Origin of the sequence: Nonomuraea corallina (genome assembly GCF_027620315.1) — a bacterium.
Lineage (GTDB): Bacteria > Actinomycetota > Actinomycetes > Streptosporangiales > Streptosporangiaceae > Nonomuraea > Nonomuraea corallina.
The window spans coordinates 1-24,179 of sequence record NZ_JAPNNL010000074.1 but is presented as its reverse complement, the minus strand read 5'-3'; the positions used below and the strand labels follow the sequence as shown (position 1 = coordinate 24,179).

The following is a 24,179-nucleotide window of genomic DNA, read 5'->3' as shown; positions in this document are numbered from 1 at the left end:
TGGACTCTCATGCGGCTGGTCATCGCGCGTTGCAGCGTCGACTACATCGGACGGCTCACGGCACACCTGCCGATGGCCCCCAGGCTCGTGCTCATCAAGGCCGACGGCAGCGTGTCGATCCACGCCGACGACCGCGCCTTCAAGCCGCTCAACTGGATGAACCCGCCGTGCAAGCTCAAGGAGGACGGCGAGACCTGGACCGTCACCCACGGCAAGACCGGCGAGAAGCTCGTGCTGACGATGGCCGAGATCCTCCACGACTCCTCCCACGAGCTGGGCGTCGACCCCGGGCTGATCAAGGACGGCGTCGAGGCCCACCTGCAGGAGCTGCTCGCCGAGCACATCACCACCCTCGGCGAGGGCTACACGCTCATCCGGCGCGAGTACATGACGGCCATCGGCCCGGTCGACATCCTGTGCCGCGACGCCAAGAGCGCCACGGTGGCGGTGGAGATCAAGCGCCGGGGTGAGATCGACGGCGTTGAGCAGCTCACCCGCTACCTGGAGCTGCTCAACCGCGACCCGCTGCTGGCCCCGGTGCGCGGGGTGTTCGCCGCTCAGGAGATCAAGCCGCAGGCCCGGGTGCTGGCGGCCGACCGGGGCATCGAGTGCGTCACGCTCGACTACGCCGCGCTGCGCGGCATCGAGCCGGAGAACCCGACCCTGTTCTAGGGCCGACCTGGCGTTTCAGCGAATTTACACCGCGCCCTTCAAGAGCGTCGTTCCACCCTTCACGCGGTGGTCTCGTGGTGCCGGACACCGGGCCGTAGTCCTGTCTGAGCGTGCGTGAACCGTTCCGGCGGCTGCGACGCTTACAGCCGCTTACAGCCGCTCTGCAGCGCTTTTGCAGGACCTCGTCGCACTCTCGTCATCCGTAAGCCGAATCGACGAGACGAGGACTCCGATGAAGATGACGCGTACCGGCGCCGTGCTGATCGCGGGTGTGGCGGCCGGGCTGGCGCTGGCTCTGCCCACCGCCGCCCTGGCGGACCCCACGCCCGCTCCCCGGGCCTCGGACGTCAACACGGCCAAGGCTGTCGCGCCGTGCGACCCGAACGGCGCCGACTCCTCCGACGCCCGGACCGCCACCCTCCTGAACGGCAAGCTGCGGGCCAAGATGCGGGGCTACATGACGGCCTACCGGGTTTCCTGCGCCCGCATGGTGATCCAGGCGGTCAAGGCCAGGGGCCTGCACGAGAGAGCCGCGGTCATCGCGATCACCACGACGATCGTGGAGAGCAGCATCGACAACATCAGCGAAGAGCTCGACCACGACAGCCTGGGGCTGTTCCAGCAGCGGGCGTCCTGGGGCACCAGGGCGCAGCGCCTCAACCCCACATGGGCGACCAACGCGTTCCTGAACAAGATGCAGGACAAGTACCCCAACAACTCCTGGCGGACCGCGCCCATTGGCGAGGTGTGCCAGAAGGTGCAGGTCTCCGCATATCCGGACCGGTACCAACCCCAGGCCGACGACGCGCAGATCATCGTGGACACCATCGGCCTCGGGTCGGCCGTGCCCGATTTCAGCGGCGACGGGAAGGCCGACCTGATCGCCCGCAACGCCACCACCAAGGACCTCCAGCTCTACCGAGGCAACGGCACCGGCGGCTTCCAAGCCAACACCGGCGAAACCATCGGCAACAACTGGCACGCCTTCGACACCATCCTCTGATCGCGCACGCGTATCCGGCCGGCCGCAAGATGGCCGGCCGGATACGCGTGTACGGAGGCGCTAGTAAGCAACAGCTTACCGTTCTATCTTGGCTTCATGACGACGCTCACGTTCGAATCCCTGAACCCGGCGACCGGCACGGTCGTCGGCAGCCACCACAAGCATGACGCCGAAGCCGTGCGCGAAGCGGTCGGCCGGGCGCAGGAAGCCGCCGTTTGGTGGGAGGAGCTGGGACACGCGGGCCGCAGGCGCAGGCTGCTGGACTACAAGGCGGTCGTGACGCGCGAGCTGCGGGCCCTGGCTCAGCTGGTGCACGAAGAGACGGGCAAACCGGTCGCGGACGCCACTCTGGAGATCGTGCTGGCGATCACGCACATCGACTGGGCCGCCCGCAACGCGCGCAAGGTGCTCGGGCCGCGCCGGGTCTCGGGCGGGATGATCGGCGCCAACCTGGCGGCCACGCTGGAGTACCTCCCGCTGGGCGTCGTCGGGATCATCGGGCCGTGGAACTACCCGGTGTTCACGCCGATGGGCTCGATCGCCTACGCGCTCGCGGCGGGCAACGCCGTGGTGTTCAAGCCGAGCGAGTTCACGCCGGGGGTGGGCGTGAAGCTGGCGGAGCTGTTCGCGGAGGCGGTGCCGGAGCGGCCGGTGTTCCAGACGGTGACGGGGCTGGGCGAGACGGGCGCGTTCCTGGCGCGCGACCCCCGGGTCAAGAAGATCGCCTTCACCGGCTCCACCGCGACGGCCAAGCGGGTGATGGCGGCCTGCGCGGAGAACCTGACCCCGATGGTGGCCGAGTGCGGCGGCAAGGACGCGTTCATCGTGGACGACGGCGCCGACATCGAGGCCGCGGTCGACGCCTGCCTGTGGGGCGCGCTGGCGAACGCGGGCCAGACGTGCGTGGGCGTGGAGCGGGTGTACGTGGTCGACGCCGTGTACGAGCCGTTCATGCGGACGCTGTCGGAGCGGGTCGCCACGGTGAAGGCGGGCGAGCACTACGGGCCGATCACCATGCCGGCGCAGCTCGACATCATCAAACGGCACATCGACGACGCGACCAAGTCAGGCCGCGCGGTCACGGGCGGTCCGGACTCGGTGCGGCCGCCGTACGTCGATCCGGTGGTCGTGGAGGACGTGCCGGAGGACTCCCCCTCGGTGCGCGAGGAGACGTTCGGGCCGACGATCACGGTGCGCCGCACCAAGGACGCGCAGGAGGCGCTGGAGCTGGCCAACGACACGTCGTACGGGCTGGCGGGCACGGTGTTCTCCGGTGACAGGCGCCGGGCGATGCGGCTGGCGCGCGCGATGCGCACCGGGATGGCGGCCGTGAACTCGGTCATCTCGTTCGCCGGTGTGGCCTCGCTGCCCTTCGGCGGTACGGGCGACTCCGGCTTCGGGCGGATCCACGGCGCCGACGGGCTGCGGGAGTTCGCCCGCGCCAAGTCCATCGCGCGGCAGCGCTTCGCGGTGCCCGGAATGCGGCTGACCTCGTTCTCCCGGCAGCCGGAGGAGCTTGAGCGGCTGATCAAAGTTGTCACGTTCTTGCACGGACGACGTAAGAGGTAATCTGTCTGCCCTTTCCACAATCCGATCATCCATCCATAATTGTGTGCTCGGGGGCCACGATCATGTTGGACGGGTGGAATGTGAACCGGTCTTACCGGGGAATGTCAGCGGAACAAAGGCTGGCCGACAGACGCGAGCGGCTGATGACAGCCGCCTACACGCTCTACGCGAAACCAGGTTTCGCGGCCACGACGATCGAAAGGCTGTGCTCGGAGGCGCGGATCTCCAACCGCGCCTTCTATGAATGTTTCGGGGGCCGCGAGGAACTCTTACAGGCGCTGCACGAGCGCTGCGTCGAGGAAAGCCTGGCGGCGGTGTCCAAGGCCGTGCAGGACGCGCCCAACACGCTCGACGGCCGGATCAGGGCGGGGATCCGGGCCTATGTCGAGTTCGCCACGGCCGACTGGCGCAGGGCCCGGATCATGCATGTGGAGGTGCGCAGATCAGGCGATGTGCTGATGATGTCGCGGCAGCGGGCGATCGACTCCTTCGCGCGGCTCGTGGAGGAAGCCTGGGCCGATTTCCCGCAGGCGCCGGGGATGAATCGGCGGCTGGTCGCGCTGGGCGTAATAGGCGGGCTCCAGGAGCTTCTCATCGAATGGCTGCTGGCCGGGGAACCGCCGGAGCTCGACGAACTCGTGGGCGTCGCCGTACATCTCTTCCTCAGAGCGCTGGCGCCATAACGGCCGCCCGCAATTATTGATAAATGCCGCTGGAATGGAAATTCACGCCACCGCTGCGGCCGGCGCCTCGACGTGGAGAACGCGGTTCAGCCGGGTCACCGCCAGGATCCGCATGATCCGCGGGGGCACGGCGCGCAGCACCACGCGGCGTCCGGCGTCGAGCGCGAGCCGGTGCGTGCCCACCAGCACGCCGAGACCCGTCGCGTCGATCATCTCCAGGTCGGACAGGTCGAGGATCAGATCGCCGGCGCCGGACTGCACCGCCTCGTGCAGGCGCGACCGCACTCCCGCCGACGTGCCCGCGTCGAGCCGGTTGCCGAGCCGTACCACCTGACCCTTCAGATTGCCCTGGACGCGCATGCCACCTCCTTCAACAGGGGATATGACCCCGACCCATATCCCCTACCCACGTACGGGCAGGGACACGACCGCCGTGAGCAGAAACTCCCCGTCGCCCACGGGCCCCGCGGTGAGCTCGCCGTCGAGGGCCGCCACCCGCTCCCTCAGCCCCGGCAGCCCGCTGCCGGGGTCGCCGCCGTCACGCGGCCCGGCCCCGTCGTTGCGTACCCGCAGCTCGGCCCGGTCGTCGGTGAACCGTACCAGGATGTCGCAGTAGGTGGCCGCGCTGTGCTTCAGCACGTTGGTCACGGCCTCCCGGATCACGTAGGCGAACACCGGGGCCACATCGCCGGGCAGGTCGCGATAGGGCAGATGGCAGCGGCAGTCGATGCCGGCCGCTTCGAGCACGTCCTTGACGCTGTTCAGCTCGGCGGTCAGGTCGAGCTCCCGGTAGCCGCGCACAGCCTGCCGCAGCTCGCGCAGGGCCTGGCGGGTGAGGTCGTTGACCTCCGCCATCTGCGCCCTGGCCGCGTCAGCGTCCGCGTCCGACAGCCGCACGGCCAGCCCGGCCTTGACCGCGATCGTGGACAGCCGGTGCCCGACGAGGTCGTGCAGGTCCCTGGAGAAGCGCAGCCGCTCCTCGGCCAGCGCGAGCCGGGTGTGCGCCTCCCTGCCCTGGTGCGCCTGGATGGTGAGCTCCAGCATCCACATCCACATTCGGTTGGCCGGCGGGAAGGCCGCGCACACGAGGCCGTAGGTGACGCCGAGGAACAGCAGGGTCCTGCCCTCGCTCCAGTCGCCGGTCACGAGCAGGTCCGGATCGATCAGGTAGTTCAGGTGACCCAGGGCGACGCCCGCGCCCGCCGTGCCCACCGCCATGAGGACGGCGGCCCAGGCCGGCACCCCGAGCGAGGCCACCGACAGCCACGCGACCAGCGCCATGCCGAAGGACGCCGGGTCCGCGCCGCCGACCGCCGCCGCGGCGACGACCAGCCCGCCGGCTCCCACCACCTCACGGGTGGGATACCGGTGTTCGACCACCGCCGTGCAGATCCGCAGGTAGAGCCAGGTGAAGCCGGCGAGCAGAACCAGCGCGACCGCGGTGCGCGCCCACGGCAGCGGGTCTCCCCTGACCGCCGACAGGACCAGGCGGACGCCGACGAAGAGCCACACGAAGGGCCCGAACAACGCCAGCATCCACCACGTCCTGCGGCGCGCCCGCTCGATCGCGTCCATCACTTCGCGCGGAGGACTTCACCGAGCTTCACCCTGGCACCGGTGCGCAGCACCGCGCGCTCGTACACCTTGGCCCCGAAGGACAGGGTGGCGAGCACGGCCAGCACCATGAGCCCGACCGACGCCGCGACCTCCCACAGGGGCACCTCGGTGGCCGCCATCCGCACCGGCATCACCATGGAGGAGAACGGCGGCACGAAGGAGACGATCGTCGCGACGGGCCCGGTGGGGTCGTTGACGGCGTAGAAGGCCACGAAGTAGGCCGCCATGATGACCATGGATATCGGCGACATCACGTTGCCCACCTCCTCCTGGCGGGACACCAGAGCGGACAGCGCGGCGCCCAGCGTGGCGAAGAACGCGTAGCCGAGCACGAACCAGAGGATCACGCCGGCCATGATGCCGGTCATACCGGGCGGGAAGTCGGCGGCGAACCCGGAGACGTAGGAGGCCACCAGACCGACCGCGAGGATCGAGCCGAGGTTGATCAGGCCGAGCACACCGAGCCCGATGATCTTGCCGCCGAGGAGCTGCCACGGACGCACCGAGCTGAGCAGGATCTCCACGATCCGGCTGCCCTTCTCCTCCACCACGCCCATGGCCACCGTCATGACCTGCCCGATGATGAGCATGAAGAGCACCAGGACCAGCACCAGCGCGATGCCCGTCCGGGCGGCCTCGTAACGGGTGTCCGCGCCGACGGACTCCACCTGCAGCGGGGCGATGTTCACTCCCGCGGGGCCCAGCTTCACCTCCCGGTGCGTGCTCTGCAACAGCACGCCCAGCTCGGTGTCGATCTCCCCGTCGGTGAGCACCTTGCTGCCGTCGACCAGGGCCGCGTCCACGTCCCCGTCGAGCACCGCCCGCGTCGCCGCCGCCTCGTCGGGGTAGGCGCGCCACTCGAACTCCATGTCCGGCGCCGCCGCCTCCAGCGGCAGCTGCTGCGAGTTGACGGTCCCGAGCGTGTACGCGTCGGGGCCGTCGAACAGCTTGGGCGCGAACGCGAGGGCTCCCACGATCACCACGGTGATCAGCAGGCTGAAGATGAACGACCGGGTACGGATCTGCGTGACGATCTCCCGCCGCGCGACCAGCATCATCCCGTTCACGCCACGGCCTCCTTGAAGATCTCGGTGAGGGTCGGCTGCTCGACCCCGAAGTGCTCGACATGTCCCGCCTTGACGGCCCGGCGCAGGATCTCCTGGTCGTCGCCGTCCTCGGTGACCAGCACGTGGCGATCACCCTGCACGCTCACCAGGCCCGGCAGGCCGTCGGCCCATCCGGGGGCCGGGTTGCGGACCACGACCCGCAGCGTGCCGCCCTCGGCGGCGCGCAGCTCGTCGACCGGGCCGCTGGCCACCATCCGGCCCGCGGAGACGATCCCCACGGAGTCGCAGAGGCGCTCCACCAGTTCGAGCTGGTGGCTGGAGAAGATCACCGGCACGCCCCCGCGGCACCGCTCCTGCAGCACCGTGGCCAGCGCCTCCACCGCGATCGGGTCGAGGCCGGAGAACGGCTCGTCCAGGATCAGCAGCTCCGGGTCGTGCACCAGCGCCACGGCGAGCTGCACGCGCTGCTGGTTGCCCAGGGAGAGCGACTCCACGCTGGAGTTCCTGCGCTCGGTCAGTCCGAGCCGCTCCAGCAGGTCCTCGGTCGCCTTCTTCGCCCGGTCCGGGCTCATCCCGTGCAGCCGGCCGAAGTACTCGATCTGCTCACTGGCGCGCATCTTCTGGTAGAGCCCGCGCTCCTCCGGCATGTAGCCGAAGCGCTGGCGGTCGGCGTACGTCACGGGCTCGCCGCGCCAGGTCACGGTGCCGGCGTCGGCCTTGAGCACGCCCATCACGATCCGCATGGTCGTCGACTTGCCCGCGCCGTTGGCGCCCACGAAGCCGAACATCTCCCCCGGCCGGACGGTGAAGCCGATCCCGTCCAGTGCCTGCTTGCCTTCGGGCGTCCCGGGGGAGCCGGCGAAGCGCTTGCGCAGTCCGCTGATCTCGAGCATCAGGTCCTCTCCTTCATCATGTCCCGATAGTGACGTATTCGGCATTCGACCTGGTAGTTGCGGAAATCAGGGGCCTGGGGTGCGGTACGCGTCCGATCCGGATGACATTTGTCATTACGCTGAAGGCATGACGCGCCCAGACAACGACAAACCGGTCGTTCTATCCCGGATCTACACCCGGACCGGGGACGACGGCACGACCACGCTCGGCGACATGAGCCGGACGTCGAAGACCGACCTGCGGCTCGCCGCCTACGCCGACGTGGAGGAGGCCAACGCCCACCTCGGGCTGGCCCTGTCGCACGGCACCCTGGCCGACGACCTGGTGACGGTGCTGCGGCGCGTTCAGAACGAGCTGTTCGACCTCGGCGCCGACCTGTCCAGCCCGGTGACCGCGAACCCCGAGTTCCCGCCGCTAAGGGTCGAGCAGTCCTACGTCGACTGGCTGGAGGAGCGGTGTGACCACTTCAACGAGCGGCTCAAGCCGCTGCGCAGCTTCATCCTGCCGGGCGGCGACCCCGCCACCGCCGCGCTCCACCTGGCCCGCGTCACCGTCCGCCGCGCCGAAAGGACCACCTGGGCGGCCCTGGGCGAGCACGACGACATGAACCCGCTGACGGCCACCTACCTCAACCGGCTGTCGGACCTGCTCTTCATCCTGTGCCGGATCGCCCACGACGGCGACGAGATCCTCTGGAAGCCCGGCGGCACCCGCTAGAGCCGCCTGACCGGCCCCGCCGGCCCCGCCGACGCCGGTCAGGCGACGCCGAGATGGGCGCTCGGCGGCGCGGACTCCAGCCAGGCCAGGAAACCTGTCAGCGCGTCGGCGCTCATCGCCAGCGAGATGTCGCGGGTCGAGCCCGAGCAGTCGACCGCGTACAGACCGTTGTCGAGCTCCCTGCGCCCGGAAACGACGAGGCCGCGCCTCGCGATCGCGTGGCGCGGCCTCAGTCGCACATCCCAGAGGGGAATCCAGTGGAGCTCCCCGTCGGCGTAACGTGCCACTCCGGCACGCCAGCCCCCGTCGCCCGCTTTCAGGCGGCAGGGTACGTTGCCGCGGCGGGCAACCAGAAACACCCGGGCACTCAGGGCGACGGCCAGCAGCGCGCAGATCACCAACGTTGCCACCATGCCGCCCCCCAAGGCTCGTGAAAGTCAGACCTCTTCGCCCGCCGCCCGCAGCCGTGCCCGAGCCCGCTTGGCCTCGAGCGCCGCGTCGGCATCGTCCTGGTTGGCCTCGACCGAGGCCTGGGCGCGGTCGAGAGCGTCACGGGCCGCCGCGACGTCGACCTCGGAGCCGAGCTCGGCCGCCTCGGCGAGCACCGACACCTCGTCGTCCGCCACGGAGATGAAACCCCCGTGAACGGCGGCGACCAGGTCGCTCTCGCCCTCCCGCTTCACACGGAGCACACCGCCCTCGACGAGAACGCCGAGAACAGGTGCGTGTTGCGGCATGATACCGATCTCGCCGTCCACGGTCTTGGCAATCACCATGTCGGCCTCGCCCGACCAGATCTCACGCTCGGGTGAGACAACCCCTACGCGTAGCTTGGCCACTTGTGTAGGTTCCTTTCCGATCAGGTGGTGGCACGGCCGGCCGCCGCGCCACCACCGTAAGAGGGCGATTTAGCGGCGCTCGAGTTCCTTGGCCTTGGCCACGGCCTGGTCGATGCCACCGACCATGAAGAACGCCTGCTCGGGCAGGTGGTCGTACTCACCCGCGCACAGCCCCTTGAACGAGGCGATGGTCTCGTCCAGCGGCACGGTCTCGCCCGGCTGGCCGGTGAAGGCCTCGGCCGCGTACATCGGGTGCGACAGGAAGCGCTCGATGCGGCGGGCCCGCTGGACGGTGACCTTGTCCTCCTCGGAGAGCTCGTCGATGCCGAGGATGGCGATGATGTCCTGGAGCTCGCGGTACTTCTGCAGGATCCGCTTGGTCTCCTGGGCCACCCGGTAGTGCTCCTCGCCCACGATCTGCGGGTCGAGGATCCGGGAGGAGGAGTCGAGCGGGTCCACCGCGGGGTAGATGCCCTTCTCCGAGATCGGCCGCGACAGCACGGTCTGCGCGTCGAGGTGCGCGAACGCGTTGTGCGGGGCCGGGTCGGTGATGTCGTCGGCGGGCACGTAGATCGCCTGCATGGAGGTGATCGAGTGACCGCGCGTCGAGGTGATGCGCTCCTGGAGCACGCCCATCTCGTCGGCCAGCGTCGGCTGGTAACCCACCGCTGACGGCATACGGCCGAGCAGGGTGGAGACCTCCGAACCGGCCTGCGTGAAGCGGAAGATGTTGTCGATGAACAGCAGCACGTCCTGCTTCTGGACATCACGGAAGTACTCCGCCATGGTCAGCGCCGACAGCGCGACCCGCAGCCGGGTGCCCGGCGGCTCGTCCATCTGGCCGAAGACGAGCGCGGTGTCCTTGAGGACGTCCGCCTCCTCCATCTCCAGCCAGAGGTCGTTGCCCTCACGGGTACGCTCGCCCACACCGGCGAAGCAGGAGGTGCCGCCGAAGTTACGGGCGACCCGGCGGATCATCTCCTGGATCAGAACCGTCTTGCCGACGCCGGCGCCGCCGAACAGACCGATCTTGCCGCCCTGCACGTACGGGGTGAGCAGGTCGATGACCTTGATGCCGGTGACCAGCAGCTCGGTGCGCGACTCGAGCTGGTCGAAGGGCGGGGACGGACGGTGGATGCCCCACCGCTCCTCGATCTTCAGGGACGAGGTGGGCACGTCGAGCGTCTCGCCCAGCGCGTTCCACACGTGGCCCTTGACGACGTCGCCGACGGGCACCGAGATCGGGCCGCCGGTGTCGAGCACGGCCTGGCCGCGGACCAGGCCGTCGGTGGGCTGCATGGAGATGGCCCGGACGAGGTTGTCACCCAGGTGCTGGGCGACCTCGAGGGTCAGGGTCCTGGTCTCGCCGCCCAGGGTCACGTCGACCTTGAGCGCGTTATAGATGTCCGGCATCGAGTCGATGGAGAACTCCACGTCGACGACGGCGCCGGTGACACGTGCCACGCGGCCAGTGCCGGCCGCGGGGGTTTCTACAGTTTCAACAGCCTCTGCAGTCATTTCACTCTTTCCCCGCTGCGGCGTCAGCGAGCGCGTTGGCGCCACCGACGATCTCGCTGATTTCCTGGGTGATCTCCGCCTGGCGAGCCTGGTTCATCTGCTGCGTGAGAATCCGCATCAGCTCGTTGGCGTTGTCGGTCGCGGACTTCATCGCGCGCCGCCGCGCGGCCTCCTCGGAGGCCGCCGACTGCAGCAGCGCGGTGAAGATGCGGGACTCCACGTAGCGCGGCAGCAGCGACTCCAGCACGTCGCCCGCGGTCGGCTCGAACTCGAAGTACGGAGGGATCGCGGTGGACTCCGTCGCCTCGGTCTCCTCGACCTCCAGCGGCAGGATCCGCCTGACCACGACGTTCTGCGTGAGCATCGAGACGAACTGGGTCGAGACGATGTGGATCTCGTCGATGCCGTTGTCGTCCTTGAAGGAGTCGATCAGCGTGTTCGCGATCTCCTTGGCGTCGGCGTAGGACGGGTTCCGGGAGAAACCGGTCCACTGCCCGCCCATCTCGCGCTGGCGGAAGGTGTGCCAGGTGACACCCTTGGTTCCGCTGACGAACGGGACGTACTGCATCCCGCGTCCCTCGATGAGCCCGCGCAGGGCCTCGGCCTCGCGCAGCACGTTGGCGTTGAAGCCGCCGCAGAACCCGCTGTCACTGGTGACGATGAGGACGCCCGCCTTGGCGGGGTTCTCCTTCGCCACGGTCAACGGATGGTCGACGCTGGCCGCGTTGCTGACGACGCCGGTGACGGCGCGAGTGATCTCACGCTCGTACGGCAGCGCCGCCTGCATCCGTTGCTGCGCCCGCACGATCCGTGAGGAGGCGATGAGCTCCTGGGCGCGCGTGATCTTCGCGGTCGACTTGACCGAGTTGATCCGCCGCCGCAGCAGCCTTAGCTGGGCACCCATGTCCTACTTCTTCTCCGCCGGCCGGACGACCTTCTTGATCTTCTCCTGGCCGACCTCGTCGGCGCCGAGCGGCGCCACCGGCTCGTCCTTCACCAGCAGCTCACCCGAGGAGGTGGTGAAGCCCTTCTTGAACTCCGTGATGGCGTCCTTGAGAGCGGTCACCGCGTCGTCGGGCAGCTCCTTGGTCTCACGGATGCCGTCGAAGATGCCCTTGTGCGAGGAGGCCAGGTAGTCGAGGAACTCCGTCTCGAAGCGGCGGACGTCCTCGACCGGCACCTCGTCGAGCTCACCGGTGGTGCCGGCCCACACCGACACGACCTGACGCTCGACCGGGAACGGTGAGTACTGGGGCTGCTTGAGCAGCTCGACCAGCCGCTGACCGCGGTCCAGCTGAGCCCGGGAGGCGGCGTCGAGGTCGGAGGCGAAGGCCGCGAACGCCTCCAGGTCGCGGTACTGCGACAGGGAGAGCTTGAGCGTGCCGGCCACCTTCCGCATGGCCTTGACCTGGGCGGAGCCGCCGACTCGGGAGACGGAGATACCGACGTTGATCGCGGGGCGGACGCCCGCGTTGAACAGGTCGGTCTCCAGGAAGCACTGGCCGTCGGTGATGGAGATGACGTTGGTCGGGATGAACGCCGACACGTCGTTGCCCTTGGTCTCGATGATCGGCAGACCGGTCATCGAGCCGGCGCCCATGTCGTTGGAGAGCTTGGCGCAGCGCTCCAGGAGACGGGAGTGGAGGTAGAAGACGTCACCGGGGAACGCTTCGCGGCCCGGCGGGCGGCGCAGCAGCAGGGAGACGGCGCGGTAGGCGTCGGCCTGCTTGGTGAGGTCGTCGAAGATGATGAGAACGTGCTTGCCCTGGTACATCCAGTGCTGGCCGATGGCCGAACCGGCGTAGGGGGCGATGTACTTGTAACCCGCGGGGTCGGAGGCCGGGGCCGCGACGATGGTCGTGTACTCCATCGCGCCCGCCTCCTCGAGGCGGGACCGCACCTGCGCGATCGTCGAGCCCTTCTGGCCGACGGCGACGTAGACGCAGCGCACCTGGCGGGCCGGGTCGCCCGACAGCCAGCCCTCGCGCTGGTTGAGGATCGTGTCGACGGCGATCGCGGTCTTGCCGGTGCCGCGGTCGCCGATGATCAGCTGACGCTGGCCGCGGCCGATCGGGGTCATGGCGTCGATCGCCTTGATGCCGGTCTGCAGCGGCTCCTTCACGGGCTGCCGCTGGACGACCGACGGGGCCTGCAGTTCCAGGGCCCGCAGCGCCTCGTGCTCGATCGCGCCCTTGCCGTCGAGCGGCTTGCCCAGGGGGTCGACGACGCGGCCGAGGAAGTTGTCGCCGACGGGCACGGACAGGACCTCGCCCGTCCGGCGGACCGTCTGGCCCTCCTCGATGCCGGCGAACTCGCCGAGGATAACGACACCGATCTCACGGGGGTCGAGGTTCAGTGCCAGGCCGCGCGTGCCGTTCTCGAACTCGAGCAGCTCGTTCGCCATCGCCGAGGGAAGGCCGGAGACATGGGCGATTCCGTCGCCGGCGTCGACGACGGTCCCGATCTCCTCGCGCGCGGCGCCTTCCGGTTCGTACGCCTGGACGAAGCGCTCAAGCGCGTCCCGGATCTCGTCCGGCCGGATCGTAAGCTCCGCCATCTCTACTCTGTCTCCCTCTTCGCCTAGCCGGCCAACCGGCGGCGGACTTCTTCGATTCGTCCCACAATGGTGGTGTCGATGATCTCGTCGCCAATGCGGACCGAGAATCCACCGAGCACCTGCTTGTCCACCTCGACGTTCAGGTGCACGTCACGTCCGTAGGAGGCGCGCAGCCACGCCACGAGGCGCCGCTTCTGCTCCTCGCTCAGCTCGACCGCGCTGCGGACCACGGCGACCAGACGCCGGCTCTGCTGAGCCACCAGGCGGCCGAACTCCTCCAGCCCTGCTTCCAGGCTACGTCCTCGCGGATGTGCGACGGCCTGCGTGATGAGCCGCAACGTGCTCGGCGCCACCTTGCCGCCGAGCAGCGACCGCAGCAGCTCGCGCTTGCCTTCCTGAGGAGCCGCCGCGTCGCTGAGCGCACGGCGCAGCTCCGGGTTGGCGGCCACGATGCGGCCGAAGCGGAAGAGCTCGTCCTCCACGTCGTCGAGCCGGCTCAGGCTCTCCGCCTCGGCGGCCGCCGCGACGACGCCGAGCCGCTCCAGCACGTCGGCCAGGTCACCGACGCGCGACCACCGGGCCGAGACCGCCGCCTCGGTGGTGGCCACCGCGGCCTCGCTGACCTTGCCCTCCAGCAGCACGCGCACGGTCTGCGCCTTCTGCTCGGCGGGCTTGGCCGGGTCGGACAGCGCCCGGCGCAGGCCGTGCTCCCGGTCGAGCAGATCCGCGACCGCGAACAGCTCGTCGGAGAGCGCGCCGAGGTCGGCGCTGCCCGCGACCGCGTTGAAGCGCTCCTCGACCTCTGCCAGCGACGTCCTGCTCATGCCGCGCATTAGCGCACCGCCTGCGCGTTGGAGCTCTCCAGCTCGTCAAGGAACCGGTCGACGATGCGGCTCTGCCGGGCCTCGTCCTCCAGCGACTCGCCGACGATGCGGCCGGCCAGGTCCGTGGACAGGCGGCCGATCTCGGTGCGGAGCTGGGCGAACGCCGCCTGGCGGTCGGCCTCGATCTGGGCGTGCGCGGCCTCGACGAGGCGACGGGCCTCGGCCTGCGCCTCCTCGCGGAGCTCGGCCTTGATCTGCGCGGCCTGCTCGCGAGCCTCCTCGCGGAGCCGGGCCGCCTCTCGCCGGGCCTCTTCGAGCCGCTCGGCGTACTGCTGCTGCAGGGCCTGGGCCTGGGCCTGGGCCTCTTCCGCCCTCTTGATGCCGCCCTCGATGGCGTCGGTCCGCTCGGCCAGCGTCTTCTGGACGCGCGGGACGAGGATCTTGCCGACGACGAGGACGACGACCAGGAACGCGAAGATACCGACGACGAGCTCATAGGTATGCGGAAGAAGAGGGTTGGCGCCCTCTTCCGCCACCACCGCGTGGAGCGTAGCTGCCATGATCATGGGTGCAGCCTTTCGTCAGGGGATTCTTCTGGTCGTCAGAGCGCCTGGAAGATGAACGGCGCGACCAGACCGATCAGGGCGAGGGCCTCGGTGAGAACGAAGCCGAGGAGCATGTTCTGGCGGATCAGGCCGTAGGCCTCGGGCTGACGCGCGATGGCCTGCACGCCCTGACCGAAGATGATGCCGACGCCGATGCCGGGGCCGATGGCGGCGAGACCGTAACCGATGGCGGTGACGTTGCCGGAGACCTCAGCGAGAAGACCCATTGCTCTATTTCCTTTACTGGGACGGCCGGTGAAGTGGAGTCTCACCGGTCATGGATATTCCGGTATGTGGTTCTCAGTGCTCCGCGTGCAGAGCGCCACCGATGTACATCGCGGCCAGCATCGCGAAGAGGAAAGCCTGCAGGAACTGGATGAACATCTCGAAGCCGGTGAGGATGATGGTCATCACCACGCCGAGGAGGCCGATGGTGGAGCCCGGCAGGGTCAGCTTCTCGAAGAGGAACCAGAAGCCCACCATGCTGAAGAAGGCGAGCAGCATGTGACCCGCGAACATGTTCGCGAACAGTCGCACCGCGTGCGTGAACGGCGCGATGATCATGTTCGACAGGAACTCGATCGGGGCCAGCAGCAGGTAGATCGGCTTCGGCAGTCCCGGCGGGAACATCATGTTCTTGAAGTAGCCGATGCCGCCCTGGTGCTTCACGCCCAGGTAGATCTTCAGAGCGTAGATCGAGAGGGCGAGCACGAACGGGAAGGCGATGTGCGAGGCGACCGGGAACTGGATGAACGGGATGACACCCATGATGTTCCAGACCAGGACCAGGAAGAAGACGCTGACGAGCAGGCCCATCCACCGGTCGGCGTCCTTGCCCAGGAAGGGCCGGGCGACCTGGTCGCGGACGAACATGTAGCCGTACTCGGCGACGTTCTGGACTCCCCTCGGCACCAGCTTGGGCTTGGCGAAGGCCGCCCAGCAGAAGCCGATCACGAGGATCGAGCTCAGGATGGCGAGCAGCACCGGCTTCGTCAGCCAGGCGATGCCGGCGATGGGACCCAGGTTGAACAGTTCGTCGGGCGTCGGCGCCCGGAACTCTCCGCCCGGTGGTGCTAGGACCGTCAGCGCACTCACGCGGCGTTCCCTTCAACGTCGTAGTGGATCACAGGAGTTTCCTCGGCGAAGTGGTCGCGGCGCGGGGCTAGCGACCGTGCCGTCGGTAGACCGCGTAGCCGGCCAGCACCAGCCCCAGGACGATGCCTATGGGGAAGAACGCGGACATGTCGAGCCAGCGGTCCAGCAACCACCCGATGCCGCCGTAGACCGCCATCCCGGCGAGAAGATAGCTGGGGACTGACCACATGGCGTCGGCGAAGTCGCGACCGTCTGTCTCCGGTCGGCGTTCCTGTTCGCTCATCGCGGCCCTGACGATAGCAGGCGGGCAGAGGACTAGTCATATCGGACCCCGTCTTTTACCAGGCTCATCGGTCGCCCTGTCCGGGGACTTTGGCGTCGGGGTCGACGTACAGCATCTTGGTCTTGAGGAAGGCGCGGACCTCGAAGCCCGTCCACACGATGGTGCAGACCACCACGGTCCAGGCGAACGCCTGCGGATTCCACAGCGTGGTGTCGCCGAAGGTGGCCAGCATCAGCATGATGACGATGACCTTCACGAGGTAGCTGCCCATCGCGGCGATGGCCATCAGCTGGGGCGAGACGCGGGCGGCGTACGACACGGCGACCACGCTGACGCTGAAGAAGACGCACACGAGGAGCACGCCGATCGCGGCGCCCAGCGCTCCCTTGGCACCGGCGAGGACGAAGGCCGCGACCAGCGCGATCGCCCCGACCCCGAGGGTGGGAAGCGCGGCGCTCTTCAGTACGCGCACGTCGTTGGCCTGCATCGGTGCTCCATCAGCCAGTTATCAAGCGAGCGTTTGCTACCCCCATGACACGAGCGTCTGGGGGCCCTGCTCGTGAAAGATATCACAAGCTCACAGAAGACCGCTTTTACCTGCCGTTTCTAGTGCGCGATCACGGACGGCCCGGATGGAGCGGAATGACCGAGTGGGGATCCGTGCTGGTCCGCTCCTGCGGCCCGCCCGGCGGCGGAACCCGCCGGCCGAACTCCGTCTCCGGCCTCAACGGCGGCATCGGACCGGTGGGCGGGCCGTCGTCGTCGCTCGACGGCTTGCCCCGCGAGGCGTGCGCGCCGCCCCGGCCGCGCCAGCGCGGCAGGGCCATCAGCACCAGCACGCCGAGTGCGAGCAGAATCACCACCGGGAAGGCCAGCACCGGCACGCTGACCACCGACATCGCGAAGATGCCGAACGCGAAGAGGAACGCCCACGCGTACATGATGAGGACGGACTGCCGGTGGGAGTGGCCGATGTCCATCAGCCGGTGGTGCAGGTGGCCGCGGTCGGGCGCGAACGGCGACATCCCGTAGGAGGTGCGGCGGACCACGGCCGTTATCAGATCGATGAGCGGGAGCACCAGCACCGCGGCGGGCACCAGCAGCGGCAGCAGCACGCCGAACCGGTTGATGCCCTCGATGACCGACGGGTCCACCGGCATCACCGTGACGAGCGACGAGGCCAGCACCAGCCCGATCAGCATGGCGCCGGTGTCGCCCATGAAGATCTTGGCCGGGTGGAAGTTGTGCGGCAGGAACCCGACGCAGGCGCCGATGAGCACGGCGGAGATGGCGGCGGTGGTGGTGATGCGGTCACCGCTGACGTTCTGGCCGAGGTAGATGGAGTAGGCCCAGGTCGCCATGCCGGCGATGCACACGATGCCCGCCGCGAGCCCGTCCAGCCCGTCGACGAAGTTGACCGCGTTGATCGCCACCACCACGACGAGGATCGTGATGATCGTGCTCAGGGTGTAGTCGAGGCTGGTGGAGCCGCCCCAGTCCTTCGGCAGCGGGATGTAGGTCAGCCGAAGCCCGAAGTGGACCAGCACCCCGGCGGCGGCGATCTGCCCGGCCAGCTTGATGAAGGGGTCCATGCCCCACCAGTCGTCGAGGAAGCCGGTCAGCGTGATCAGGCCGCCCGCCACGATCAGGGCCAGCACCGGCTCGCCGTCGGAGGCGGCCAGCGCCTCGCCGGTGTTGGCCAGCTGGCCGGCCACCAGCAGCCCGACGACCAGACCCCCGTACATCGCCAGGCCGCCCAGCCGGGGCGTGGGCGTGGTGTGCACGTCGCGTTCGCGGATCTCGGGGGCGGCGCCGATGCGGATCGCGAAACGGCGCACCAGCGGGACCAGCAGATACGTCACCGCCGCCGCGATGAGTGCCATGAACAGGTATTCGCGCACGGACCTAGTTTCCCGGATGCTCCGGCCGCCTGTGACCGGAAAACGACACAGACCAGCTTATTATTAGGGCAGATAAGGCTGATGTATGGCCAACAACGCCACCACCTTGTCCCGGATGTCCGCCGCCGCCTCCGGCTCACGCACCGCCCGGGCGACCAGCGTCCCCACCTCCTCCAGCTCGCGCGATCCCAGACCCTGCGTGGTGACGCACGGCGTGCCCACGCGGACGCCCGAGGTCACCCGCGCGGGTTCGGGATCGTACGGGATCGCGTTCCGGTTGAGGGTGATGCCCGCCACCGCGCACCTGCGCTCGGCCTCGGCGCCGGTCACCCCGAGCGCCCGCACGTCGATCAGCGCCAGGTGGGTGTCGGTGCCGCCGGCGACCGGCCGCATCCCCGCCTCGGCCAGCGCCGCGCACAGCGCCCGCGCGTTGGCGATCACCTGCCGGGCGTACGCGGCGAACTCCGGCCGCATCGCCTCCCCGAACGCCGCCGCCTTGGCCGCCACCGCGTGCATCATCGGCCCGCCCTGCGTGAACGGGAACACCGCCCGGTCCACGCGCGCGGCCAGCTCGTCCGTGCACAGGATGCCGCCGCCGCGCGGGCCGCGCAGCGTCTTGTGGGTGGTGAAGGTGACGACGTCCGCGTACGGCACCGGGGACGGGACCGCCCGGCCCGCGATCAGCCCCATCGGGTGCGCCACGTCCGCCATCAGCCACGCCCCCACCTCGTCGGCGATCCCCCGGAACACCCCGTAGTCGATCAGCCGAGGATAGGCCGTGGCCCCGCACACGATCACCTTGGGCCGGTGACGCACCGCCAGGTCCCTGACCTCGTCGTAGTCGATCAGCTCCGTGTCCCGCCGCACGCCGTACGAGGCCACCTCGAACCACCGGCCGGAGAAGTTCGCCCGCGAGCCGTGCGTGAGATGGCCGCCGTGCGGCAGCGCCATGGCGAGCATCCGGTCGCCCGGCTGCAGCAGCGCCGCGTACGCGGCGAGGTTGGCGGACGAGCCCGAGTGCGGCTGCACGTTGGCGTGGTCCGCGCCGAACAGCTCGCGCGCCCGCCGCACCGCCAGCCTCTCGGCGCGGTCGACGACCTCGCAGCCGCCGTAGTAGCGGCTGCCCGGATAGCCCTCCGCGTACTTGTTGCTCAGCGTGGAGCCCAGGGCGGCCAGCACGGCGGGCGAGGCGAAGTTCTCACTGGCGATGAGCTGGATGCCGCCGCGCACCCGCTCGACCTCGTCGAGCAGCACGCCGGCCAGCTCCGGGTCCCGCTCCTCCAGAAGCCCGAAGTCCGGGCCGTAGAAGGGTCCTGCGCCCATGACCCCCACTGTACGGCGGCGTACCTGTTTGTCCTAGTTTGGCCGCCTCCGTCAGGAGAAGGCGTGCGGCGCGCCGGCAGGAGCGGGGATCCACCTCGGCGTGTCGGCCGCCTCGTCGCTGATGGCCGTCAGCACGGCCTGACGGTAGAGGGCCACCCTGTTCCGCCACTGGCCGATGTCCTCGACATAGCGCGAGCCCACCGGGGCGTCCCACGTCTGCGGGCTCCTGGTCCTGGCGTAGACCTTGTCCACGGCGGTCGCGAGCTGCTCCAGCAGGGGCAGAGCCTCCTGCCAGGCCGTGACCAGCCGCTGGTACTCGGGGTTGAACTCCCACACCCTGGGCTGATCGTCCAGCGGACCGGTCGCGGTGGCGGGCGGCATCTCGCCGAGCTCGCGGGGACGCGGCGCGGGCGGATCCACGTACATCAAGCGCTCCTCCCATCGTCACTCCGGCGTGGCCCACCGGGCTCGATCTGCCCGGGCGGACCGTCGGCCCCCGGCCCCCAGTCCAGGACCTCGACGCCCGGCCTCTCCATCGGCGGGCCCTCCGCGGCGTTCTCGATCAGCGCACGCAACTCCTCCGCGGTGACCGCCGGATCACCCTCCGCGGACCGCGACGTCGCGCCGGCGTCGACGCTCACGCCGACCGCGTCACCGTCCGGCGACGCGTCGACGACGACGGCCGTGACCCCGTGGTCAGGAAGCGGGGCTCCGACGCTGACGACGGCCGTGGCGCCATCGTCAGGCGGCGACGCGTCGACGGTGACCGCGGCCCCGTTGCCAGGAAGCGTGGCGTCGATGCTCACGACGGCCGTGGCGCCGCCATCAGGGGCCGGGGTGGGCGGAACCACCAGGCCGGTGCCGCCGTCGCGCGAGGGGGCATTCTGGCCGTTCCCGGCCCCACGCCCCTCACCAGACGAACCGTCCCGGCCGTTCTCCGGCGCCCTCTCACCAGGCGAACCGTCGCGGCCGTTCTCCGGAACGGAGCGTCCCTCGCCGGGCGCGGCGTCCCGGGAGGCGCCGTCGTCGCAGGGGCCGCCCACGGTGGGCATGTCGGCCGGCTGGGCACGGTCGAGGTTGTCGAGCAGGCTCTCCAGTTCCCTCGCGGTGGGTGGATCGAGAGGCACCTGGATGACCTTGACCCCGTCGACCTCGACCACCCGTGGCCTGGTGGTCTCGATGTCGTCCGGATGATCCTTGGCCTGGGTGTCGGCGATGTTCTGGCTGGATCCGTCTCTGGGCTCGCCGACGTCGGGCTTCTCGGTCCCCGGCCGGTTGTCGCACACCCCGTCCCGCCGACCGTCGTCCTCCGGCCTGGCGCCGGACCGATCCTCTTCCGGCGTCCCCCGGTCTCCTACGTCCGGCTTCTCTTGATCCCTCGCATCGGGCTTCTCCCCGATGTCCGGGTACGGCTCCCTCCGCTCGGCGTCCGGCGCCCCCTGATCCACGTCCGGCTTGCCCCGGTCCGGGTCTGGCCTTCCCTGATCCGCGTCCGGCTTGCCCTGATCGGGCCTGTCATCGCGCGCCCCGGTGTCGTCGCACTTCCCGTCCCGCTCGCCATCCCCATCGGGCCTGGCGTCCGGCTTCTCCTCCCGGCCGTCAGCGTCAGGCTTCTCGCCCCGCCCATCCGCGTCGGGCTTCTCCCCCCGGCCGTCGGCATCCGGCTTGCCGTCCCGGCCGTCCGGCTGACCCCGATCCGGCTTCTCATCCCGCCCATCCGCGTCAGGCTTCTCCCCCCGGCCGTCAGCATCCGGCTTGCCGTCCCGGCCGTCCGGCTGACCCCGATCCGGCTTCTCATCCCGCCCATCCGCGTCCGGCTTCTCCCCCCGGCCGTCAGCATCCGGTTTGCCGGTGTCCGGCTTGCCATCGCGGGCGTCTGGGTCCGGCTTGCTCCCGTCGGGCTTGGCGTCGGAGTCCGGTTTGCCGGTGTCCGGTTTGGTGTCGCGGGCGTCGGGTGGGGTCTTCTCGCCGGTGTCGGTGGGAGGGTCGGTGCGGCGGTTCTCGCCGGCGGCGCGCTTCTCCAGCAGGTCCAGGCGGGCGGAGACGTCCTTGACCATCCGGTCCGCCTCATCCGCGACCTGCACGGGCCGATGCGTGGTCTGGAGGGAGAGGCCCGCCCTGGACATGATCCGCGAGACGCGCCCCTCGGTCTCCCGCAGGTCGACGGCCACCCGTTTGGTCTCCGCCAGCAGCTCGCGGACGAGCTGGGGATCCATGCCGTCGAACTTGCCCATGGGCCACTCCCGGACGTCGCTGCTCCCGGGTCTCACCGTATGCGGGCCGCCGCCCACCCCGCAGGCGGGATAAGCAGACGGTATCGGTCAGGCGTCGGTGGCGACGTACCCGATGATGCCGCGCAGTTTCTCCACCGGGATGGCGCCGCGGCGCAGGAGCCTCGGCACGGCGGTGGTCAGGTCGAGGATCGACGACGGGGTGTTGTCGCCGGACTTGCCGCCGTCGAGGTAGACCGCGACGGAGTCGCCGAGCTGCTGCTCCGCCTCCTCAGCGGTGGCCGCGGCCGGGGACCCCGAGCGGTTGGCGCTGGAGACGGCCATCGGGCCGGTCTCCTTGAGCAGGTCGAGCGCCACCGGGTGGAGCGGCATGCGCAGGGCGACGGTGCCCTTGGTGTCGCCGAGGTCCCACGACAGGGCGCGGTTGGCCTTGCAGACGAGGGTCAGCGGGCCGGGCCAGAAGGCGTCGATCAGATCCTGCCCGTAGGGGCCGAGGTCCTCGACGAGGGCGTTCGCGGCGCGTACGGTGCCGACGAGCACGGGCGGCGGCATGTCGCGGCCACGGCCCTTGGCCGTCAGGAGTGCGGTGACGGCCGCGGCGGTGAAGGCGTCGGCGCCGATCCCGTACACCGTGTCGGTCGGCAGCACGACGAGGTCGCCGCGCCGGACGGCTTCGGCGGCCTCCCGGAGGCCCTCCGCCCGCTGGTCGAGGTCGCTGCAGTCAAAGCGCTTGGTCACGGTCTCGTTGCCTCACTCCGCTCACGAGCGGTGTCGTGCGAGGCCGCCTCCCTTCCCCTCGTTCGGCGTCGTCCGTGAGAGGGCCGCGCCGCTGGCGTGCATCCTAGTCCTGGCCGAGCCGTGCGGTGACGAATCGATCCCTGCGGGTGAGATCCTGGCGCAGCCGCACGTCCCGCCAGCCGTTGTCTTCGGAGAACTGCAGGTAGACGGCCCTGCCCTGCTCGTCGGCGTGCTCGACGGCGACCCAGCCGCCGGGGCGCAGCAGGCGGCGCGCGGTGCGCTCGACCGCCCGCACCTCGCCGAGACCGTCGTCGCCGGTGCCGTAGAGGGCCCGGACCGGGTCGTAGTCGCGCACCTCGGGGTCGCGCGGCACGGCGCCGGGCGGGATGTAGGGCGGGTTGGAGATGACCAGGTCGACCTTGCCGTTGAGCTCGGGCAGGGCCTCGGCCAGGTCCTCCGGGTGCAGGTGGGTGCGGCCCTGACCGTGTTCGGAGATGTTGCGCTTGGCCCAGGTGTAGGCGTCGGGGTCCACCTCGACGGCGTGCACCTCGGCCAGCGCCACCTCCTGCGCGATGGACAGCGCGATCGCGCCGGAGCCGGTGCCGAGGTCGACGACGAGCGGCGCGGTCACGTCCATCGCGCGCAGCGTCTCGATGGCCCAGCCGGCCATCACCTCGGTCTCGGGGCGGGGCACGAAGACCCCGGGGCCGACGGCCAGGTCGAGGTAGCGGAAGTAGGCGTGGCCGGTGATGTGCTGGAGCGGCTCGCGGGCCTCACGCCGCGCGACGCCCTCCCAGAACAGCGCGTCGAAGTCGGCGTCCTTGACGGTGTGGAGCTCGCTCCTGCGCACACCGTGGACGAACGCCGCGATCTCCTCGGCGTCGGTGCGAGGTGACGGCACACCCGCCTCCGCCAGCCGGGCGGTGGCGAGGGCGATCTCGTCCAGCAGAAATGTCATGAGTGTTGTGCGAGCTTCTCCGCCATCTCGGCGTCGATGAGGGACTGGGTGACGGCGTTGAGCTCTCCGTCGAGAACCTGGTCGAGGTTATACGCCTTGAAGCCGACGCGGTGGTCGGAGATGCGGTTCTCGGGGAAGTTGTAGGTGCGGATCCGCTCGGAACGGTCGACGGTGCGCACCTGCGACTTGCGCTCCGCCTGGGCGGCGGCGTCGGCCTCCTCCTGCGCCACGGCCAGCAGCCGGGCGCGCAGGATGCGCAGCGCCGACTCCTTGTTCTGCAGCTGGCTCTTCTCGTTCTGGCAGGAGACGACCACGCCGGTCGGCAGGTGGGTGATGCGGACCGCCGAGTCGGTGGTGTTGACGCTCTGCCCGCCGGGGCCGCTGGAGCGGTAGACGTCGATGCGCAGATCGTTGGGGTCGATCTGGACGTCGACCTCCTCGGCCTCCGGGTAGACGAGCACGCCGGCGGCGCTGGTGTGGATGCGGCCCTGCGACTCGGTGACGGGCACCCGCTGCACGCGGTGGACGCCGCCCTCGTACTTGAGCCTGGACCACACGCCCTCGTCGCCCTTGGCCTTGATCGCGACGGTGACGTCCTTGTAGCCGCCCAGGTCGGACGGCTGGCTGTCGATGATCTCGGCCTTCCAGCCGATCCGCTCGGCGTAGCGGAGATACATGCGCAGCAGGTCGCCGGCGAACAGCGCGGACTCCTCGCCGCCCTCGCCCGCCTTGATCTCCATGATGATGTCCTTGTCATCGTTGGGATCACGCGGGATGAGCAGGTGCTTGAGCCGCTCTTCGAGCTTGGGCAGGCGCTCCTCGATCTCCTTCGCCTCGGCCGCGAACCCCTCGTCCTCGCCGGCCAGCTCCTTGGCCGCGACGAGGTCGTCGCGGGCGGACTCCAGCTCCCGGTAGGTGGCGACGATGGGGGTGAGCTGGGCGTAGCGCTTGCCGAGCGTGCGGGCCCTGGACTGGTCGGCGTGCACGGCGGGGTCGGCGAGCTGCAGCTCCAGCTCGGAGTATTCCTTGAGCAACTCGTCGAGGTTCACCGTCGGGTCCTTCGTCGTGTGGGCTGAGTTCAACCA

General features: G+C 69.7%; 27 protein-coding genes. 5 read left to right on the top strand and 22 right to left on the bottom strand.

The annotated features are described in order from the left end of the window. The first annotated feature begins 9 nt into the window (after nt 1–9). From nucS to OUY22_RS19280, 4 genes are all read left to right on the top strand, one after another. Nucleotides 10–672: an endonuclease NucS gene (gene nucS, locus OUY22_RS19295; protein ID WP_270156420.1), complete on the top strand. Its 663-nt coding sequence runs from the start codon at nt 10–12 to the stop codon at nt 670–672. 232 nt (nt 673–904) lie between these two features. Next, nucleotides 905–1,675, top strand: coding sequence for an FG-GAP repeat domain-containing protein (locus OUY22_RS19290; RefSeq protein WP_270156419.1), 771 nt, complete (start codon nt 905–907; stop codon nt 1,673–1,675). 96 nt (nt 1,676–1,771) lie between these two features. After that, entirely contained in the window at nt 1,772–3,244 is a 1,473-nt protein-coding gene (locus tag OUY22_RS19285; protein ID WP_270156418.1) for an aldehyde dehydrogenase family protein, read from the top strand. Between the two features lie 143 nt (nt 3,245–3,387). Continuing rightward, the gene (locus OUY22_RS19280; protein ID WP_270156417.1) at nt 3,388–3,927 is read left to right on the top strand and encodes a TetR/AcrR family transcriptional regulator; all 540 of its coding nucleotides are present in this window, start codon (nt 3,388–3,390) and stop codon (nt 3,925–3,927) included. Between the two features lie 42 nt (nt 3,928–3,969). Here OUY22_RS19280 and OUY22_RS19275 read toward each other — a convergent pair whose 3' ends face one another. The 4 genes from OUY22_RS19275 to OUY22_RS19260 are packed head-to-tail and all read right to left on the bottom strand — an operon-like array spanning nt 3,970 to nt 7,504. Continuing rightward, nucleotides 3,970–4,287, bottom strand: a complete 318-nt coding sequence (locus tag OUY22_RS19275) for an STAS domain-containing protein (RefSeq protein WP_270156416.1) — start codon at nt 4,285–4,287, stop codon at nt 3,970–3,972. 42 nt (nt 4,288–4,329) lie between these two features. Beyond that, nucleotides 4,330–5,502, bottom strand: a complete 1,173-nt coding sequence (locus OUY22_RS19270; protein WP_270156415.1) for a sensor histidine kinase — start codon at nt 5,500–5,502, stop codon at nt 4,330–4,332. Next, on the bottom strand, nt 5,502–6,602 hold the full coding sequence (locus tag OUY22_RS19265) for an ABC transporter permease (protein WP_270156431.1): 1,101 nt from the start codon (nt 6,600–6,602) through the stop codon (nt 5,502–5,504). The genes OUY22_RS19270 and OUY22_RS19265 overlap by 1 nt, the downstream gene beginning before the upstream one ends. Nucleotides 6,603–6,607: 5 nt before the next feature. Then, nucleotides 6,608–7,504, bottom strand: a complete 897-nt coding sequence (locus tag OUY22_RS19260) for an ABC transporter ATP-binding protein (protein ID WP_270156414.1) — start codon at nt 7,502–7,504, stop codon at nt 6,608–6,610. A 127-nt stretch (nt 7,505–7,631) separates the two neighbouring features. Between OUY22_RS19260 and OUY22_RS19255 the strand changes: the two genes are divergently transcribed. Beyond that, nucleotides 7,632–8,222 (top strand): cob(I)yrinic acid a,c-diamide adenosyltransferase, encoded by a 591-nt coding sequence (locus OUY22_RS19255; protein WP_270156413.1) that lies wholly within the window; start codon nt 7,632–7,634, stop codon nt 8,220–8,222. Between the two features lie 38 nt (nt 8,223–8,260). Here the strand turns inward: OUY22_RS19255 and OUY22_RS19250 are convergent, their stop codons facing one another. From OUY22_RS19250 to prfA, 18 genes are all read right to left on the bottom strand, one after another. After that, complete coding sequence (locus OUY22_RS19250) at nt 8,261–8,635, bottom strand: DUF2550 domain-containing protein (protein ID WP_270156412.1); 375 nt, start codon at nt 8,633–8,635, stop codon at nt 8,261–8,263. Nucleotides 8,636–8,659: 24 nt separating this feature from the next. Further along, nucleotides 8,660–9,061, bottom strand: a complete 402-nt coding sequence (locus OUY22_RS19245) for a F0F1 ATP synthase subunit epsilon (protein ID WP_270156411.1) — start codon at nt 9,059–9,061, stop codon at nt 8,660–8,662. 69 nt (nt 9,062–9,130) lie between these two features. Then, nucleotides 9,131–10,579: a F0F1 ATP synthase subunit beta gene (atpD, locus tag OUY22_RS19240; RefSeq protein WP_270156410.1), complete on the bottom strand. Its 1,449-nt coding sequence runs from the start codon at nt 10,577–10,579 to the stop codon at nt 9,131–9,133. A gap of 1 nt (nt 10,580) precedes the next feature. Then, a complete protein-coding gene (locus OUY22_RS19235) occupies nt 10,581–11,483 on the bottom strand; it encodes a F0F1 ATP synthase subunit gamma (RefSeq protein ID WP_270156409.1) in 903 nt (300 codons plus the stop codon). Nucleotides 11,484–11,486: 3 nt separating this feature from the next. After that, nucleotides 11,487–13,136 carry a F0F1 ATP synthase subunit alpha gene (atpA, locus tag OUY22_RS19230; protein WP_270156408.1) on the bottom strand — a complete coding sequence of 550 codons (1,650 nt, stop codon included), beginning with the start codon at nt 13,134–13,136 and terminating at the stop codon, nt 11,487–11,489. Nucleotides 13,137–13,159: 23 nt separating this feature from the next. Then, entirely contained in the window at nt 13,160–13,969 is an 810-nt protein-coding gene (locus tag OUY22_RS19225) for a F0F1 ATP synthase subunit delta (protein ID WP_270156407.1), read from the bottom strand. Beyond that, nucleotides 13,969–14,526, bottom strand: a complete 558-nt coding sequence (locus OUY22_RS19220) for a F0F1 ATP synthase subunit B (RefSeq protein ID WP_270156406.1) — start codon at nt 14,524–14,526, stop codon at nt 13,969–13,971. Before OUY22_RS19220 ends, OUY22_RS19225 begins: the two co-directional genes overlap by 1 nt. 35 nt (nt 14,527–14,561) lie before the next feature. Continuing rightward, a complete protein-coding gene (gene atpE / locus OUY22_RS19215; protein ID WP_148033915.1) occupies nt 14,562–14,792 on the bottom strand; it encodes an ATP synthase F0 subunit C in 231 nt (76 codons plus the stop codon). A gap of 73 nt (nt 14,793–14,865) precedes the next feature. Next, nucleotides 14,866–15,660: a F0F1 ATP synthase subunit A gene (atpB, locus tag OUY22_RS19210; RefSeq protein ID WP_270156405.1), complete on the bottom strand. Its 795-nt coding sequence runs from the start codon at nt 15,658–15,660 to the stop codon at nt 14,866–14,868. A gap of 67 nt (nt 15,661–15,727) precedes the next feature. Beyond that, nucleotides 15,728–15,943 carry an AtpZ/AtpI family protein gene (locus tag OUY22_RS19205; RefSeq protein ID WP_270156404.1) on the bottom strand — a complete coding sequence of 72 codons (216 nt, stop codon included), beginning with the start codon at nt 15,941–15,943 and terminating at the stop codon, nt 15,728–15,730. 64 nt (nt 15,944–16,007) lie between these two features. Then, nucleotides 16,008–16,430, bottom strand: a complete 423-nt coding sequence (locus tag OUY22_RS19200; RefSeq protein ID WP_270156402.1) for a hypothetical protein — start codon at nt 16,428–16,430, stop codon at nt 16,008–16,010. Nucleotides 16,431–16,560: 130 nt separating this feature from the next. Continuing rightward, nucleotides 16,561–17,844, bottom strand: a complete 1,284-nt coding sequence (locus OUY22_RS19195; RefSeq protein ID WP_270156401.1) for a glycosyltransferase family 4 protein — start codon at nt 17,842–17,844, stop codon at nt 16,561–16,563. A 63-nt stretch (nt 17,845–17,907) separates the two neighbouring features. Further along, complete coding sequence (locus OUY22_RS19190) at nt 17,908–19,167, bottom strand: serine hydroxymethyltransferase (RefSeq protein ID WP_270156400.1); 1,260 nt, start codon at nt 19,165–19,167, stop codon at nt 17,908–17,910. 51 nt (nt 19,168–19,218) lie between these two features. After that, nucleotides 19,219–19,593: a hypothetical protein gene (locus OUY22_RS19185; protein ID WP_270156399.1), complete on the bottom strand. Its 375-nt coding sequence runs from the start codon at nt 19,591–19,593 to the stop codon at nt 19,219–19,221. Then, nucleotides 19,593–21,338 (bottom strand): hypothetical protein, encoded by a 1,746-nt coding sequence (locus tag OUY22_RS19180; protein WP_270156398.1) that lies wholly within the window; start codon nt 21,336–21,338, stop codon nt 19,593–19,595. The genes OUY22_RS19185 and OUY22_RS19180 overlap by 1 nt, the downstream gene beginning before the upstream one ends. A 150-nt stretch (nt 21,339–21,488) precedes the next feature. Beyond that, a complete protein-coding gene (locus OUY22_RS19175) occupies nt 21,489–22,136 on the bottom strand; it encodes an L-threonylcarbamoyladenylate synthase (protein WP_270156397.1) in 648 nt (215 codons plus the stop codon). Between the two features lie 103 nt (nt 22,137–22,239). Next, nucleotides 22,240–23,094: a peptide chain release factor N(5)-glutamine methyltransferase gene (gene prmC / locus OUY22_RS19170; RefSeq protein WP_270156396.1), complete on the bottom strand. Its 855-nt coding sequence runs from the start codon at nt 23,092–23,094 to the stop codon at nt 22,240–22,242. Continuing rightward, nucleotides 23,091–24,143 (bottom strand): peptide chain release factor 1, encoded by a 1,053-nt coding sequence (prfA, locus tag OUY22_RS19165; RefSeq protein WP_270156430.1) that lies wholly within the window; start codon nt 24,141–24,143, stop codon nt 23,091–23,093. Before prfA ends, prmC begins: the two co-directional genes overlap by 4 nt. Between the last annotated feature and the right edge of the window lie 36 nt (nt 24,144–24,179).